General features: G+C 66.6%; 17 protein-coding genes and 1 pseudogene. 10 read left to right on the top strand and 8 right to left on the bottom strand.

Annotated features, from left to right (window positions below):
- Both ACFQEU_RS04465 and ACFQEU_RS04460 read left to right on the top strand, forming a co-directional pair.
- Positions 1 to 582 (top strand): glycosyltransferase family 4 protein (locus tag ACFQEU_RS04465; protein ID WP_379779672.1); only part of this gene is annotated, 582 nt, incomplete at its 5' end.
- Positions 579 to 1502, top strand: coding sequence for a methyltransferase (locus ACFQEU_RS04460; protein WP_379779670.1), 924 nt, complete (start codon positions 579 to 581; stop codon positions 1500 to 1502). The genes ACFQEU_RS04465 and ACFQEU_RS04460, both read left to right, overlap by 4 nt.
- A 63-nt stretch (positions 1503 to 1565) precedes the next feature.
- Here ACFQEU_RS04460 and ACFQEU_RS04455 read toward each other — a convergent pair whose 3' ends face one another.
- The 5 genes from ACFQEU_RS04455 to ACFQEU_RS04435 form a co-directional block, all read right to left on the bottom strand.
- The gene (locus tag ACFQEU_RS04455; RefSeq protein WP_379779668.1) at positions 1566 to 2153 is read right to left on the bottom strand and encodes a hypothetical protein; all 588 of its coding nucleotides are present in this window, start codon (positions 2151 to 2153) and stop codon (positions 1566 to 1568) included.
- Complete coding sequence (locus ACFQEU_RS04450) at positions 2153 to 3142, bottom strand: zinc-dependent alcohol dehydrogenase (protein WP_379779676.1); 990 nt, start codon at positions 3140 to 3142, stop codon at positions 2153 to 2155. The genes ACFQEU_RS04455 and ACFQEU_RS04450 overlap by 1 nt, the downstream gene beginning before the upstream one ends.
- 194 nt (positions 3143 to 3336) lie before the next feature.
- Complete coding sequence (gene ftsZ / locus ACFQEU_RS04445; RefSeq protein WP_379779666.1) at positions 3337 to 4554, bottom strand: cell division protein FtsZ; 1218 nt, start codon at positions 4552 to 4554, stop codon at positions 3337 to 3339.
- A gap of 4 nt (positions 4555 to 4558) precedes the next feature.
- On the bottom strand, positions 4559 to 4738 hold the full coding sequence (locus ACFQEU_RS04440; RefSeq protein WP_379779664.1) for a ribbon-helix-helix domain-containing protein: 180 nt from the start codon (positions 4736 to 4738) through the stop codon (positions 4559 to 4561).
- A 219-nt stretch (positions 4739 to 4957) separates the two neighbouring features.
- Positions 4958 to 5533, bottom strand: coding sequence for a double zinc ribbon domain-containing protein (locus ACFQEU_RS04435; protein WP_379779662.1), 576 nt, complete (start codon positions 5531 to 5533; stop codon positions 4958 to 4960).
- 205 nt (positions 5534 to 5738) lie between these two features.
- On the opposite strand from ACFQEU_RS04435, the gene ACFQEU_RS04430 reads away from it, so the two are divergent.
- From ACFQEU_RS04430 to ACFQEU_RS04420, 3 genes are read left to right on the top strand one after another with little or no spacing between them, the layout of a single operon-like run.
- Positions 5739 to 6194 (top strand): DUF7518 family protein, encoded by a 456-nt coding sequence (locus tag ACFQEU_RS04430; RefSeq protein ID WP_379779660.1) that lies wholly within the window; start codon positions 5739 to 5741, stop codon positions 6192 to 6194.
- Between the two features lie 20 nt (positions 6195 to 6214).
- Positions 6215 to 9784 carry a chromosome segregation protein SMC gene (smc, locus tag ACFQEU_RS04425; RefSeq protein WP_379779658.1) on the top strand — a complete coding sequence of 1190 codons (3570 nt, stop codon included), beginning with the start codon at positions 6215 to 6217 and terminating at the stop codon, positions 9782 to 9784.
- Entirely contained in the window at positions 9777 to 10817 is a 1041-nt protein-coding gene (locus tag ACFQEU_RS04420; protein WP_379779656.1) for a segregation/condensation protein A, read from the top strand. Before smc ends, ACFQEU_RS04420 begins: the two co-directional genes overlap by 8 nt.
- A 4-nt stretch (positions 10818 to 10821) precedes the next feature.
- On the opposite strand, the gene ACFQEU_RS04415 is transcribed toward ACFQEU_RS04420, so the two are convergent.
- A complete protein-coding gene (locus ACFQEU_RS04415) occupies positions 10822 to 11802 on the bottom strand; it encodes a C-terminal binding protein (protein WP_379779654.1) in 981 nt (326 codons plus the stop codon).
- 140 nt (positions 11803 to 11942) lie between these two features.
- On the opposite strand from ACFQEU_RS04415, the gene ACFQEU_RS04410 reads away from it, so the two are divergent.
- Entirely contained in the window at positions 11943 to 12254 is a 312-nt protein-coding gene (locus tag ACFQEU_RS04410) for a DUF7536 family protein (RefSeq protein WP_465261115.1), read from the top strand.
- Here ACFQEU_RS04410 and ACFQEU_RS04405 read toward each other — a convergent pair.
- Positions 12251 to 12532 carry a MarR family transcriptional regulator gene (locus ACFQEU_RS04405; RefSeq protein ID WP_094530771.1) on the bottom strand — a complete coding sequence of 94 codons (282 nt, stop codon included), beginning with the start codon at positions 12530 to 12532 and terminating at the stop codon, positions 12251 to 12253. The two genes, ACFQEU_RS04410 and ACFQEU_RS04405, sit on opposite strands and share 4 nt — an antisense overlap.
- A 251-nt stretch (positions 12533 to 12783) precedes the next feature.
- Between ACFQEU_RS04405 and ACFQEU_RS04400 the strand changes: the two genes are divergently transcribed.
- The 4 genes from ACFQEU_RS04400 to ACFQEU_RS04385 all read left to right on the top strand — a co-directional run bounded on the left by ACFQEU_RS04400 (position 12784) and on the right by ACFQEU_RS04385 (position 16151).
- Entirely contained in the window at positions 12784 to 13086 is a 303-nt protein-coding gene (locus ACFQEU_RS04400) for an EMC6-like membrane protein (RefSeq protein WP_379779652.1), read from the top strand.
- Position 13087: 1 nt separating this feature from the next.
- The gene (locus tag ACFQEU_RS04395) at positions 13088 to 14908 is read left to right on the top strand and encodes a ribosome biogenesis/translation initiation ATPase RLI (protein ID WP_379779650.1); all 1821 of its coding nucleotides are present in this window, start codon (positions 13088 to 13090) and stop codon (positions 14906 to 14908) included.
- Positions 14909 to 15020: 112 nt separating this feature from the next.
- Positions 15021 to 15764 (top strand): creatininase family protein, encoded by a 744-nt coding sequence (locus tag ACFQEU_RS04390; RefSeq protein ID WP_379779648.1) that lies wholly within the window; start codon positions 15021 to 15023, stop codon positions 15762 to 15764.
- A gap of 120 nt (positions 15765 to 15884) precedes the next feature.
- A complete protein-coding gene (locus ACFQEU_RS04385) occupies positions 15885 to 16151 on the top strand; it encodes an HAH_0734 family protein (RefSeq protein ID WP_379779646.1) in 267 nt (88 codons plus the stop codon).
- A gap of 41 nt (positions 16152 to 16192) precedes the next feature.
- Here ACFQEU_RS04385 and ACFQEU_RS04380 read toward each other — a convergent pair.
- Positions 16193 to 16370: pseudogene (locus ACFQEU_RS04380) on the bottom strand (L-threonylcarbamoyladenylate synthase); the annotation flags it as partial.

Below are 16370 nucleotides of genomic sequence, written 5' to 3'. Positions count from 1 at the left end.
GTGAGCGGCCGGCACTCCCCCTCGGGGCGCGACGGTCGGTCCGACCGCTCGGGGAGCGATGCTCCCGAGTGGCGGTTGACGGTCGTCGGGAATCGCGGGGTCGCCCCCGCCCACACCGAGCGGCTCGTCGAACGAACCGCGTCGCTCGGGCTCGACAACCGCGTCGAGTTCGTCGGCGAGCTGCCGGACGACGACCTCGTATCGACGTTCGACCGGAGTCACGTCTGTTGTGTTCCCGCCCGATACGAGGCGTTCGGCATGGTCCATCTGGAGGCGATGGAACACGGCGTGGTTCCGATCGCCGGATCCCTGGGAGGCACCGGGGAGTTCCTCCGCGACGGAACGAACGGGTTCCTCGTCGATCCGACCGCCGACCGGACGATCGCCGACCGGATCCGACGTCTCGCGACGGACCGCGACCGGCTCGCCGCGCTCGGCGTCGCCGGGCTTCGAACCGCCGAACGACACCCGGACTGGGACGAGACGACCGATCGGATCCGGACGTTCCTCCGATCCGTCGTCGAGGGGGCGACGGGGGACGAGTATGGATCCGCCGACACCGTCGGGGGTGACACCGCGTGAGCGACTTCGTCGAGTACCTGACCGCGAAACGAAGCGTCGACGACCGGGCGCTGAACCGCCGGGTGTGGGACGAGTTCGTCTCAGGATTGACCGATCGGGCCACGGCGACGGACCGACCGCTACGGATCGTCGAGGTCGGGGCGGGCGTCGGCTCGATGGTCGCCCGGCTCGCCGACTGGGAGCGACTCCCGGGCACCGTCTCGTATCGCGCGGTCGACGTGTCCGACGAGTGTGTTACGGCCGCTCGCGAACGCGTTCCCGAGTGGCTCTCGGCGGCGGGATACGCGACGACGGTCGACGACGGAGTCGTGACTGCCGAACTGCCCGACGGCGATACGCGCTTCGAAATCAGTTTCGAGACGGCCGACGCACGGGAAATCGTCGACGATGCCGACGCCGTGATCGCCGCCGCGTTCCTCGACATCGTCGACCCCGACCGGCTGCTGGCCTCGCTGCGCGACGTGCTCCGCCCGGACGGGTCGTTGTACGCCCCGTGTACCTTCGACGGCGCGACCCACTTCTCGCCCGCCCATCCGGACGACGGCAGGATCGAGTCCCTCTACCATCGGCATATGGACGAGATCCGCGAGCGACCCGGGAGCAGCCGGGCGGCGAGGGACGTCCTCGAACGCGCCCCGACACACGGGTACGACGTGACGGCGGTCGGCGGCGGCGACTGGGTCGTCAGGCCGCGAGGGGGGACGTACCCGAACGGGGAGGACGCGTTCCTCGATCACCTGCTCGCGACGATCGACGGCGCGCTCGCCGACTACCCGGCCGACACCCTCGACCCGTCGGTCCCCGAGGCGTGGGTGTCGACGCGGCGAGCCCAGCTGGCCGACGGCGAGTTCGGACTCGTCGCTCACCACCTCGACCTCCTCGCTCGTCTTCGATCTCCTCGCTCGCCTTCGACCGGATGAGCGGTCGACAGGCCGGTCGATACCCGCCCAGTTCGACCGTCCGACCCGCTCCGACGGCTGGACTTACTCCGACTCTCGGACCTGCTCCGCGATCGGCCCCTCTATCCGCGTCTCCGCCGGGACCAGCTCGCGGAAGCGACGGATCCCCTCCGCGGGATCGTAGCCGTCCTGTCGGAGGTGCGCGAACGGGGCGACGTTGGGGTTGCGCTCCCAGTGACACCAGACGTCGGTCTCCCCGTCGGGCGTCCCGAACAGTCGGACGTGGAGCTGCCACTCACCGGTGAATCCGTTCGGCCGATACGCACAGCTCGCCGCCTCGTACACCGTCTCGCCGCCGTGTTCGTACGCGTGAAGGTACGCCCGGAGCTGCTGGCTGAACCCGTGCTCGTCGATCAGTCGCCGCCGAGCAGTTTCGGGTGGAACCGCCCAGACGCCAGCGTACTCCGCGTCCGGTGGCGGTAACACCGACAGCGGATACGGAACTATCCGGTCCGGTGCGGCGTCGGAGAGGCGCGCTGCGGCCGCTCGCGCGCGCCAAAGCGGGACTCGGGACGCGGCGACGGCGACTCCGATCGCGAACACTGCGAGGACTACATGTGTCCGCGTCGTGAGCCGCTCTCGCAGTCGACTGGCGTCTCGGAGGGAGCTCATCAGTACTCCAACACGACCTGTATCGTCGACTCGCGGTCGGCGTCGAGCCGCTCGTACGCCTCGGTCGCGTTCTCGAAGGGGATCCGGTCCGTGACGAGCGCCTCGGCGTCGATCTCACGCAACCCATCGAGCGCGACGTCCATCCGGCGGTCGCGATCCCACCGGCCGCGGAGCTCGGGGGCGATCGTGCTCACCTGGCTCGAGACGATGTCGATCCGGTCCCGATGAAACCGACCGCCGAGATCGATCGGGGCGCGTTTCGACCCGTACCACGAGCCGACGACGATCCGGCCGTCGTACCCGACCACGTCGATCGCGTCGTCGAGCGTGGCCGGCCGCCCCGACAGCTCGATAACACAGTCCGCCTCGTCGACCTCGGCGGTGACTGCCTCGGGCGTCCCCACGCGATCGGCGCCCATCTCCCGAGCGAGAACCCGTCGGGACTCGACCGGGTCGACGACGACGAGCTCTGCGAGCGGGAACGACGCCAACTGTCTCGTCACACACAACCCGATGACGCCCGCGCCGAGAACGACAACACGCTCGCCGAGCCGTGGAGCCGCATCGAGCACGAGATTCGTCGCCGTCTCGACCGATGGGAGCAACGCTCCGGTCTCGGGTGACATCCCGTCCGGAAGGTGAACCACGGCCTCCGGTGTCGCCCGAAATCGGGTCTGGTGTGGGGCGAACCCGAACACCGTCCGGTCGATCCAGGCTGGATCGATGTCGTCGCCGACCGCCGTCACCGTTCCGGCGGCCGCGTATCCGTATCGAAGCGGGTAGGAGAACTCCCCGTCGAGTCCGTCGATCGTCTCGTCGACGGGGATCCCGGATGGCGTCTCGTCGTGATACACCAACAGCTCCGTGCCCGCGCTGATCGCGGAGGCACTCGTTGTCACCAAGAGCTCGTCGTCGTCCGGAGGACCGACCGTCACGGATCGGCGCTCGACCGTTTCCGGTGCGGTGAAATACAGCGCCCGGTCGGTCATCGTTCGCTCGCTCGTACGGCGCTCCGATCGGTGTCCGGATCCGGCGTCGGGGACTCGGTCCGTCGATGACACACCACACGGATTACACGGGTGTCGTCGACTTAAGCCCTCGCGTGACGACGCGGCCGCTCGTGATTCGAGGCATCATCGAAAAGCGGTCGGACGTTCGTTCGCGGGGTCTCCCGGCGGTTCGTCTACCGGATGACGTCGAGCCCGTTGTTCTTCTCAACGGTCTCGGTCCCGCCGTCGGACTCCCAGGCCGCACGCTCGGATCGCCCGGACCCACCGGAGCCTCCGACGCCCGCGTTCGTTTCCGCTGCGCGCGAACGGGAGTCACCGAGGTCATCGCCGTCGACCGCGGCACGGGACTTGTCCGCCTGTTTCTGTGTCGACGGACCGAGCACTTGCGCACTCTGGACGCCGGTCATGATCGCCATGACGCGGACCTTCCCTTTGTACTCCTCTTGGATACGAGCGCCCCAGATGACGTTGGCGCTCGCCTCCAGCCGCTCGGTGATGTTGTTCGCGATCCCCTCGGCCTCCTTCAGCGTGAGATCCGGGCCGCCCGTGATGTGGACGAGCCCGCCCGAGGCACCGCGGTAGTCGACGTCCAAGAGCGGATGGTTCATCGCGTCGTTGACCACTTCTTGGGTCTTGTTCTTGTCCTGGGTCTCGCCGACGAGCATCACCGCCACGCCGCCCTGGTTCATGATCGTGGACATGTCGGCGTAGTCCAGGTTGATGAGGCTCGGCTGGGTGATCGTCTCCGAGATCCCTTTGACCGTCTCCGCGATGATCTGGTCCATCACGGAGAACGCCTTTCCGATCGGGAGGTTCGGGACGTAATCGAGCAGCCGGTTGTTGTCGAGGACGATGATCGAGTCGGCCTCGTTGCGGAGGCTCTCTAACCCTTCCTCGGCTTTCACCGTGCGGGCACGCTCGACGTTGAACGGCGTCGAGACCATCCCGACGACGATCGCTCCCTGGTCTTTGGCGATCTTCGAGACGACCGGGGCCGCGCCGGTGCCGGTCCCGCCGCCCATGCCGGCGGTGACGAAGACGAGGTCGGCGTCGCCGAGCACCTCCTTGATCGTCCCCTGGGCCATCTCGGTGGCCCGCTCGCCCATCTTAGGGTCGCCGCCGGCACCGAGCCCCTGCGTGAGCGACTTGCCCACGAGGATCTTGGTGTCGGCTTCGATCATCTTGAGGTGCTGTTTGTCCGTGTTGATCGCGACGGTGTCGGCACCGTCGACGCCGATGTTGTACAGTCGGTTGACTGTGTTGTTACCCGCGCCGCCGGCACCGACGATGACGATCCGGGGGTCCCCGAACTCGTCGTCGTCCATGTCGACGTCCATGTCGCGTTTCTCCGCTTCCGCGTTGTCGAGGGCGTCCTGAACGAGATCCTGCATCGATCTACACCTTGGCCCAGCTGCGGTTGCGGCTGCGCTCCTCGCGCTCGCCGTCCTGTTCGTTCAACATGTCGCGGACGGCCGACCGGATCGCCTCGCTCCGGTTCGGGAACTCCCCCGTCTCGACCATCTGTTCGACCTCGTCGATCTGCTGTTTCGGGATCCGTAGTGTCACACGCTCCATTTTGTGTATTCCCCCGGTAAGACGGCGCGACCCCATGTCGCGCGTCTTACAGCGTCGAATCGCCCGACGACGAGGACATCCCCGCCGACGGGCGCCGGCTGTAAGACGACCGTCTTACGCGGTTGTAGTCACCGAGGCTATGCTTATAAAACTAACGGCGGTTGTAAGACAAATGTGTGGAAACGCCGTATACCGGGACTTCGGCCCTGTTTACGGCGGTTATCTGTCGTTCAATACGTCCGCTGCGGGGGTCCGCCGACCGCAACCGGGGCAGAACGCCCAGTCGGTTCTGACCTCGTCGCCGCACTCACAGAACGCTCTGTGTGACTGCTTCTCACCACAGTTCGGGCAGTAAACGTGGTCTTCAGGCACGTTTTCGCCACATCCACCACAGACGTTTTCGGTCGTTTGCATCGCACGGTTTCCACGCGTCTTACGCGCATCAGGCTCGTCTTCCGGCATCGTCTCACGTGTTACACGCGCGTCTGACTCCTCGGCGTTAGGGGCGTCGAGAGTGACGTTTACGTTGATCTCACCGGGTCCTGACGGCGTATACGCGTTCGTGGGTTCGGGTCGAGCCGTCCCGAGCCGTTCGTCCAGCGCCGCGTCGAGGCGCTCGGCGATGAGGTCGTCGACGCGGTCGGCCAGCGCGGCGTCGACGCTCCCCTCGGACGGCTCGTCGTCGGTATCGAGGTGGGCCCGAAGCGCCTCGCGCATCACCTCGCTTTTCGAAGCGTCACACGATTCCAGCCGCTCGACGAGATCGTCGTCGGCTCGGAACGTGATCTTGCTCATCGCCTATCGGTATCCGTGGTGGGTACAAATAGCTTGCTTCCCGTCCGACGGATGACAGACAGCCGCCGGGGACGCCCGCTGAACCGGATGGGCTGGAGAAGCCGAACCGAACGAACACTCTACGAACGGACGCCTCGGGTATGCCACTTGGTCACACATGTGTCTGACGCAGATTTATACGGCCCGCGCGGGCATACGTGTGTACATGAGCAACCGCGTCGAGGACCTCGAACGGCAGGTCGCGGAGCTGCAGGCGGCGGTCAACGGGCTCACCGAGGAGCTCGTCGAGATGAAAGAACGCGTCCGCCAGCTCGAAAACGAACAGGAACGTGCAGCCGCCGCGGAAGCGGCCGCCGAGGCGGACGAATCCACCGGGGACGACGCGTCCGACACGGTGTCCGACGCCGCCGGCGGCGAGCGCCGGACCCACTCCGACGATCACGTCGAGGTCGTCGAGCGAACCGATCCGCCAGCTGACACCGCGGCCGCCCCCGACGCCGACGGGACGGACGCTGACCGGACGGACGCCGACGGGACGGACGACGAGGTGATCGTACCCGACGAGTCGCCGGCGACGCCCGACGCCGAAACCGATACGTCGACGCAGGAAGGAGACGAAACCGAGGGCGAGTCCGACGACAACGACATCATCGTCGCGTAAGCCCGCGAGACCCCGCGAACATGCATATCACGGAAGTCGTTTTGGACGGGTTCAAGAGCTTCGGGCGCACGACGAGGATCCCCTTCTATGAGGATTTCACCGTCGTCACGGGACCGAACGGGTCCGGCAAGTCGAACATCATCGACGGGATCCTGTTCGCGCTCGGGCTGGCACGCACCCGCGGGATCAGAGCGAAGAAGCTCACCGACCTGATCTACAACCCCGGACACGAGGACGGCGAGGGTGATGGCGGCCCCTCGGAGGCGTCCGTCACGGTGGTGCTCTCCAACGAGGACGGGACCCTCGACCGCTCACAGGTCGTCTCGGCGGCCGGCTCGGAGAACGTCGGCGACGTCTCTGAGATCACGATCAAACGCCGCGTGAAGGAGACCGAGGACAACTACTACTCCTACTACTACCTCAACGGCCGCTCGGTGAACCTCTCGGACATCCGGGACCTGCTCGCCGCAGCGGGCGTCACGCCGGAGGGATACAACGTGGTGATGCAGGGGGACGTCACCGAGATCATCAACATGACGCCGTATCAGCGTCGTGGGATCGTCGACGAGATCGCGGGCGTCGCCGAGTTCGACGAGAAGAAGGAGGCCGCCTTCGAGGAGCTCGACACGGTCAAAGACCGGATCGGCGAGGCCGACCTCCGGATCGAGGAGAAGCGGGAACGGCTCGACCGGCTCTCCGACGAGCGCGAGACCGCCCTCGAGTACCAGTCGCTCCGCGAGGAGGTCGAGACGTATCGCGGCTACCGCAAGGCCTCCGAGCTGGAGGACAAACGGGAGTCGCTGGAACGCGTCGAGGACGACATCGACGACGCGGAAGCCGAGCTCGCGGAGCTGCGGGCCGAGCTCGACACGCGACAGGGTGCGCTCACCCGCTTGGAGGAGGACCTCGCGGACCTCACTCACGAGATCGAGACGAAAGGCGAGGACGAACAGATCGAGATCCGCGCGGAGATAGAGGAGATCAAAGGCGAGATCTCCCGGCTGAAAGACAAGATCGAGGCCGCCGAGGAGCGCGCGGCGGAGGCGGAGACGGAACGCCGGAACGCGTTCGTCCAGATCGACCGGAAACAGGAGACGATAGACGACCTCGAAACCGAGATCCGTGACCTGAAAGTCGAGAAGGCGTCGATCAAGTCGGAGATCGCGACGAAGCGGTCGACGCTCGCCGACGTCGAAGCCGAGATCGAGGGCGCGGACACGGAGTTCGACGAGCTGAAGGACGAGCTCGCGGACCGAAAGGCACGTCTGGAGACCCTCCGTGAGGAGAAACACGAGGCCCAACGCGAGAAGGACCGGCTGCTCGACGAGGCGCGTCGCCGATCGAACGCCGTCGAGGAGGCACGCGAGGAGCTGGAGGCGGCTCACGAGGACGTCCCGGACCTCAAAGCACGGATCTCGGAACTACACGGCGAGCTCGACAAGGCACGCAAAAACGAGTCGCGTATCGAGGACGCGCTCGCGGACCTGTTCGCCGAGAAGTCCGAACGGAAGGAACGACTGGACGAGATCGAGGCGGAGCTCCGCGAGAAGCAGAACGAGTACGCCAAACTCGAAGCCGCCGCGAGCGAGCGTGGCGACACCTCTTGGCCCCGCGCCGTGACCGAAGTGAAGAACGGCGGGATCGACGGCGTTCACGGCGCGGTCGGCGAGCTCGGCTCCGTCGAGGCGGAGTACGCCGAGGCGTGTGAGACCGCCGCCGGCGGTCGGCTCGCGAACGTCGTCGTCGACGACGACGGCGTCGGGTCCACCTGTATCGACTACCTCAAGCGTCGCAACGCGGGTCGGGCGACGTTCCTCCCGATCACGAAGATGGACGACCGTGGCCTCCCCCGGAAGCCGTCGGTGCCGGGCGTGATCGACTTCGCGCGGAACCTCGTCGATTACGACTCCCGGTACGAGACGGTGTTCTCGTACGTGCTCGGCTCCACGCTCGTCGTCGAGGACATGGCGACCGCCCGCGACCTGATGGGCGACTACCGGATGGTGACGCTCGACGGCGACCTGATCGAGAAATCGGGCGCGATGACCGGCGGTTCCGGCGGCGGCTCGCGGTACGCGTTCACGAAATCCGGCGGCGGGAAGCTGGAGCGGCTCGCCGAGGCGATCTCCGAGTTAGAGGACGAGCGCCGGAGCGCGGAGTCGGAGATCGAATCCCTGGAGGCGGATATCGACGACGCGCGCGACCGCAAGGCGGACGCCGCCGACCGCGTCCGATCGCTCGAAGGCGACATCGAGCGCGCCGAAGCAGAGCTCGAGTCGACCGAGGCGCGGATCAACGAGCTGGAAGACGAGCTCGCGTCGCTCCGCGCGGAACGCGAGTCCGTCGATCAGGAGATGGACGAGATCGACACGACGATCGACGCGCTGGACGCCGACATCGACGGCTTGGAAGCGGATATCGCGGAGATCGAAGCGGAGCTCGCGGACTCGAAGATCCCGGAGCTCTCCGAGCGGGCGGACGGGATCCGCGAGGAGATCGCCGAACTGGAGGGTCGGATGGACGACCTCGACGCGAAACGAAACGAGCTGGAACTGGAGAAGGGGTACGCCGAAGACGCGGTCGACGACCTCCACGACACGGTGGAGACTGCCCAGAACCGCAAGAGCGAAGCCGAATCGGCGATCGCCGAACACGAGGCGACGATCGGGGAGAAAGAGGAGCTGTTAGCGGAGAAGAAGGCGTCTATCGCGGATCTCGAGGAGGAGCTCGAGGCGCTGAAAGCCGACCGCGAGGCGCTCCGCGAGGAGATCCAGGAGGCCACCCGGAAGCGCGACGAACAGCGCTCGACGGTCGCCGACGCGGAGTCCGCCCTCGAAGAGCTGGTCGACCGGCGCGACCGGCTGGAGTGGGAGGTCGACGAGCTGGAGTCGCAGGTCGGCGAGTACGACCCCGAGGCAGTCCCGGACCTCTCGGAAGTCGAGTCACGGATCGAGTCGCTCGAGGCGGAGATGGAGGCGCTCGAACCGGTCAACATGCTCGCGATCGACGAGTACGACGAGGTCCAGGCGGAGCTCGACCAGCTCGAGGAGCGTCGGGACGTCCTCGTCGAGGAGCGCGACGCGATCACGGAGCGGATCGAGGGGTACGAGGCCGAGAAGAAGGCGACGTTCATGGAGACGTTCGAGTCGATAAACGAGCACTTCCAAGAGATCTTCTCCCGGCTCTCCGCCGGGTCGGGCGAGCTCGTGTTGGAGAACCCCGAGGACCCGTTCGAGGAGGGGTTGACGATGAAAGCACAGCCCGCCGATAAGCCGGTCCAGCGGCTCGCGGCGATGAGTGGCGGCGAGAAGTCACTCACCGCGCTGTCGTTCATCTTCGCGGTTCAGCGGCACAACCCCGCGCCGTTCTACGCGCTCGACGAGATCGACGCGTTCCTCGACGCGGTCAACGCGGAACGGGTCGGCGAGATGATAGAGGAGCTCGCCATGGACGCACAGTTCGTCGTCGTCGGACACCGCTCCGCGCTGCTGGAGCGCTCCGATCGCGCGATCGGCGTCACGATGCAAGGGGACAACCTCTCCGCCGTCACCGGAATGCAGTTCGGTGACGAGGTGAGCGCGGATGACTGAGGACGACGGGGTTCCCGACCTCGATCTGACGAGCGAACGGCAGGACGTAGCTCCGGCGTTCGGCGACGACGCAGAGGACGGTGATCGCTCAGAGACCGCCGACGCAGAGGACGGCGACCGCTCGGAGGCCGCCGACGCAGAGGACGGCGACCGCTCGGAGGCCGCCGACGCAGAGGACGGCGTCCCTTCGGACGCCGTAGACGTTGACGCCAGCGACCGCTCGGACGCCGCCGAGGACGACGAGGAGGTCGAACCGGTCGAGTTGCTCGTTCAGCTAGCCGAGGAGGGGGAGATCGAGCCGTGGGATATCGACATCGTGCAGGTGACCGACGCGTTCCTGGAGAAGCTCGACGAGACGGATCTCCGGACCACGGGGCGCGCGCTGTTCTACGCCAGCGTCCTGCTCCGAATGAAAAGCGACGGGATGTTGGCCGACGACGAGGACGAAGCGGAGCCCGCCGCGGAGCCGTGGGAGCTCGCGATGGAGGGCGGCGACACCGATCCGGCCGACCCCGGCTTCGACCCGATCGACAAGCTCGAAGCGGAGATGGACCGCCGGCTCGACCGGAAGCACACGCGTGGGTCGCCGGAGACGCTCGACGAGCTCGTCCGCGAGCTCCGCGAGGCCGAGCGCGGCTCGTGGTGGAAAGAGTCCCGCAAGTACGACACCTCCGAGTCGCCGTCGGGGTACGACCGGGGGACCCAGACCCTCGATTACCACACTGGGGACGAGTTCCGCCGCGACGGCGAACCCACCGCGGGGGACGCGACGGACCGAACCCACGACGAGGACATCGAGGAGGTGATCGCGGACGTCGAATCCGCGATCACCCCGCACTTCGACGCCGGGCGCGCGGAGGTGCTGTTCGCGGAGGTGTCGTCCGCCGGCGGCCGACCGTTCATGACGTTCCTCGCGCTGTTGTTCATGGCACATCGGGGGAGCGTCACGCTCCGTCAGGACGAGCTGTTCGGGGACCTGTGGATCCGCGACCCGGCGGCGTCGATGGGCGAGTCCGAAGCGGTAGCGGATTAGCCGGCTACAGCCAGTCGGCGTCGGGGTCGATCCGGCCGGCCGGGGTCTCCCCGTTGAGGACGGCCGCGACGTCGGCGGCGGCGCTGTGATTGAGGTCGTCGTACGCGTCCTCGCTGTACCACGCCGCGTGCGGCGTGACGACCGTGTCCTCGCGACCGACAAGCGGGTCGTCCTTCGGTGGTTCCTCGGCGAGCACGTCGAGCCCGGCCGCCTTGATCGTGCCGTCGTCGAGCGCATCCAGGAGCGCGTCGGCGTCTATCACGGGGCCGCGACCCACGTTGACGACGACGGAGTCCGGCGAGAACCGTGCGAGCGCGTCGGCGTCGACCATCCCCCTCGTCGCGTCGGTGAGCGGCGCGTACACGGCGAGGTGGTCGCTCCGCTCGAACAGTGTGTCGAGTCCGACCGTCTCGACGCCGTAGTCGGCCATCACGTCGTCGTCGACGAAGGGGTCGTGTGCGATCAGCTCCGCGCCGAAGCCGCCGAGCTGTTCGGCCGCCCGCCGGGCGATCGGGCCAAACGACAGGAGCCCGACCGTCGACGCGCTGAGCCGTCGGATCGGCCGACCGTCTTCCCAGCTCCAGCGGCCGTCGGCGACGGCATCGTCGTACGGCTTCATCGAACGGAGGCAGGTCAACAGTAGTGAGACGGAGTGAGTTGCCACCTCATCGGTGCAGTAGTCGGGAACCCGCGTTACCGTCACGTCGGCGGCGGCGGCGGCCGGGACGTCGATGTTGTCGACGCCGACCGACGAGCGAACGATAGCGTCGAGCTCGGGTGACAGCGCCTCGATCGCCTCGGCCGTGACCGGCGTGTTGATGTCGGTGACGATCGCGTCGAACCCCTGGCCGGCCTCGATGACCCGGTCGGCCGAGCCGAGCTCGGCGACGACGATCTCGACGTCGTCGTCGACGCCCTCGGCGAGTCTGGCACGATAGGTGTCCGGGTCGATCATCGGAAACGACGAGAGCAGGACGCGTTTCATACGCCTCGCTACGACCCGCCCCCACTTGATGCCTGTTGCTTACGCTGTTAGGTTCGAGAAATATTATTGTCGTTCGTGAGGTATCCGCTCGATCGGATCGTTTCGACGGCTCTTTGACCGCCGGGCGATAACGCGCGGCCGTGAGCGACGAGACGACCGATAAGCCGCCGATGCTCGTCTTACTGGAGTCGTTGGCGTTCTACCGGAACGTCCGGATCGGTGCTGCCGTCGGCGCGAGCGTCGCGCTCGCGTTGTACCTGGTACGAACGTTCGAGCTCCTGCCGTGGGCGCTCGTCGAGGTCCGCGAGTATCCTCTGTTCGGGCCCGACGTGTGGTTCCTCCTCCTCGCGTTCGTGTTGGCGGCGACGCTCGGGCTCTTGGTCGCGATACTGCTCACCGTCGTCGCGGCGGTTCGAGGGGTTCGTGACGTGAAACGAGAACGGAGAGACTAGTCGGCCGTACAGGAGGCGTCACGGTCCTCGCTCGTGAACTCCTGTGCCGGCTCGGTGAGCTTGTAGAGGTTTTGTCTGGCGTCCGCGAAGTAGACGTCCTCGTCGACCACGTCGATCCCCTCGAGCCGTTCGAGGGCGTACCGGACGGTTCGGGCGGACAGCATCGACTCTTGGACGATCCCCTTCTGTGTCAACGGTCCGTTGTATTCGAGCACCTTAAAGACGAGTTTGGCGCTCGGCGGGAGGTCGTCGAGACCCTCCGTTTGGGTTCCAGCCATCGTTACGATTCGAAACCGTACTCGCTCATAAATGTTGATGCAACTCCCGGCGTTTCGGGGCCATTAGGGGCCTTTATTGCTGGTTTTCTTCGCATGATCCGGATAATTCCTCCGGTATATCGGGTGTAGACTGACCAGTCAGTCAGTCATTTTGCTCGCGCGCGCTTCGCCGCACACAGGGGCGGCGGACCGATCGGGTCCGTAGGGGACGGAACGAACGGCTTTTCACCGGTGGTTGCGGATCCGTAGACATGAGCGACGAACCGGCAATCACCGGCCACGCCCGGAGCGTGGTGGTCACCACTATCTGCTGTCTCGCGGGGATCGCCGCGGGCGTGGTGTCGGCCGCGTACGTCGGGACCGGCGATGCCGCCGCCACCAGCACGACCGCCGTCCTCGTGATGGGCGCGTTCGTGTTGATACAGTACCCGCTGTACAAGGTCATCGGCGTCGGCGACTTCGGCGTCAAGGACAACCTCTACGTGGCGTTCATGACGTTCACGCTGTGGTTCATCAGCTACACCGTGCTGCTCACCTCGGCGGTGACGTTTTGAGATGGCCGACGACAGCATCGCGGTAGTCGACCTGGACCGCTGTCAGCCCGACCGCTGCAACTACGAGTGTGCCAACTACTGTCCTCCGAACCGGACGGGAAAGGAGTGCATCACCGAGCGCGGCGAGGACGCCGACGAGGGTGACCCCGACCAGATACATATCTCCGAGGAGCTGTGTCTCGGGGAGACTTGCGGGATCTGCGTCGAGAAGTGCCCGTTCGACGCGATCGAGATCATCAATCTTCCCTCGGAGCTGAAAGAGGAGCCCGTCCACCGGTACGGCGAGAACGCGTTCGCGCTGTACGGGCTCCCGACGCCGGAGCCCGGCAGCGTCACCGGGATCCTGGGCCCGAACGGGATCGGGAAGTCGACGGCCGTTCACGCGCTCGCCGGCGAACGCGTCCCGAACCTCGGCGACCACGAGACCGACCCGACGTGGGAACGGGTTCTCGATCGGTTCCGTGGCACCGGCCTCCAGAACTACTTGGCGGCCCTGAAAGCAGGTGACGTTACCGTCGCCCGCAAACCGCAGTACGTCGACCAGATCCCGAAACAGTTCGACGGGAACACCCGCGAGCTGTTGGAGCGGACCGACGAGCGTGGTGCGCTCGATGACCTCATCGATCGACTGAACATCCGACCGGTGATGGATCAGGACATCGACTCCATCTCCGGCGGGGAGCTCCAGCGGGTCGCCATCGCGGCCTGTCTCGCCCGCGACGCCGATTTCTACTTCCTCGACGAGATCACCCCGTACCTCGACATCGGCCAGCGGATGGTCGCCGCGCGGCTCATCCAGGAGCTGGCGAACGACGACGACGCCGAGCGGTCGATGCTGGTCGTCGAACACGACCTCGCGATCCTCGACCTCCTCGCCGACACCCTCCACGTCGCGTACGGCGAACCCGGGGCGTACGGCGTGATCACGGACCCGAAATCGGTTCGAAACGGGATCAACGAGTACCTCAAAGGCTACCTCGACAACGAGAACATGCGGATCCGTCCGTCTGCGATCACGTTCGAGGAGCACGCTCCTCGGGCTTCCTCGAAGGGGACGCCGCTCGTCGAGTATCCGGACCTCCACAAGTCGTACGGCGAGGGCGAGTTCTCCCTCGACGTCGAGGGCGGCGTCATTCACGAGTCGGAGGTGCTCGGGATCGTCGGGCCGAACGGGATCGGGAAGTCGACCCTCGCCAAGCTGTTCACGGGTTCGTTGACCCCTGACCAGGGCGAGCTCGACTTCCGGCTCGACATCGCGTACAAGCCGCAGTACATCGAGATCGACCAGCCGATGCGCGTCGACGCGTTCCTCTCGTCTATCACCGACGAGTTCGGGACCTCGTACTGGAACACCGAGGTCGCCCAGCCGCTCCAGCTCGACCGGATCATGGAACAGGACCTGACCGACCTCTCGGGCGGCGAGCGACAGCGGGTCGCCATCGCGGCGTGTCTGTCCGAGGACGCGGACCTGTACCTGCTCGACGAGCCCTCCGCGCACCTCGACGTCGAACAGCGGGTCCGCGCGACCACCGCGATCCGCCGGTACGCGGAGAACCACGACGCCACCGTGCTGGTGATCGACCACGACATCTACATGATCGATCTCCTCGCCGACCGACTGATGGTGTTCGACGGCGAGCCGGCGGCGCACGGGCACGCGACGCCGCCACAGGAGATGCGTGAGGGGATGAACGAGTTCCTCGCGGACCTGGATATCACGTTCCGACGCGACGAGCGAACCGGCCGCCCCCGGATCAACAAGCCGGACTCACAGAAGGACCGCCAGCAGAAACGCGACGGCGAGTACTACTACGCGCCCTGACGCCGGTCGTCTCGTTTGGCCCCCGATCCGGGCTCGACTGCCCCCGCCCGGCGCGCGCTGGTCGCTCGCCGCCACCCGGAGCTCTTTGGTCGCCCGCCGCCCTCGCTGAGGTATGCCGGAAACCGATTCCGATCTGTTCGGGCTGACGTACGAGGAGGCGGGCGAGGCGATCGCTGACGCGGACTTCGGCGTGCTCCCCGCGGGAAGCATCGAACAACACTCGACGCATCTCCCCGTCTCCACCGACACGCTGCGTGCGGACCACCTCACCGCCGAGCTCGTCGAGGCGGCACCGGCGTTCGATCTCGACCTCCTCAGACTGCCGACGCTGCCGTACGGACAGTCGGAACACCACATGACGTTCCCGGGCACAGTGACGCTTTCAACCGAGACGTACGTCGACGTCGTCCGCGAGATCGGCGGATCGATGGCGACCCACGGGCTCGACCGCCTGCTCATCGTGAACTGTCACGGCGGCAACCGGGAGCCGCTGTCGATCGCGGCCGACCGACTCGGCCGGGACACGGAGCTGACGGTGCATTTCGTCCACTGGACCGACTTCGCCCGCGAGGACCTCGAGGCAGCGTTCGGGGAGGGGTGGGGCCACGCCGGCGACCACGAGACGAGTTTCGTCGAGCTGTACCGACCCGATCTGGTCCGCGACGGAAAGAAGGAACCGCAAGACGCGGCGGAGTTCCCCGAGACGCGGAGCTACGAGTACTTCAGCGACGTGACGGAGCTCGGCGGGCTCGGTGATCCGACCGCGAGCGATCCCGAAACGATGGAGGGGATCGTCGCCGACACGACGGATGCGATCCTCGAGGCGCTCGTCGCGGACGTCGAGAACGGGTGGTGATAGGCGTCGAGGGGAGTGGATAACGAACCCCGGAGACGGGTACGGACGGGTATCGATGCGGCCGTCGCTCCGATCCGCGGTATCGAAGCGATTAAGCGATGAACCCGCCAACGACGGCGTATGCAACACCTCATCGTCCGCGGCGACCCCGGGATCCGCAAGGACGCGATCATCGAGTACGAGGGTGAGGAGCTGGTGTGTTTCGGTATCAACACGCAGGGCGGGTGGCACGGTCCGGACGAACCCCAGCTCTGGTGTACGGTGGGAACCCCGGACGAACGAGAGGCCTACGAGAAACGCGAGTACGTTCCGCACTGGCTCGACGTCGACACCGTCGACGCCGAGGCGCTCGACGTGATCAGAGCGAAAGGCGACCTCTCAGTGTAGCCCGCGTCCCCGACCACGTACCTGGGTCTCCGTCTTCTTTCTCACACGGGCGGGTCCGCGAGCCACGCCTCCACAGCACCCGCCATCGCCCCCCGGCGATGGATCCGGCCGGCGTCGGGGTCGACGACGGTGCTTTCCGTGCCCGGACAGTCGCCGTCGTCGATCACGACCGCGGCGCGCTCGCGTATCCGGTCGTCGAGGTCGGCCACCCGAGTGACG

Source organism: Halorubrum tibetense, from assembly GCF_042661865.1.
Classification (GTDB): Archaea; Halobacteriota; Halobacteria; order Halobacteriales; family Haloferacaceae; genus Halorubrum; species Halorubrum tibetense.
The sequence above is the reverse complement of the archived record's forward strand: the minus strand, read 5'-3'. Positions and strand labels throughout refer to the sequence as shown.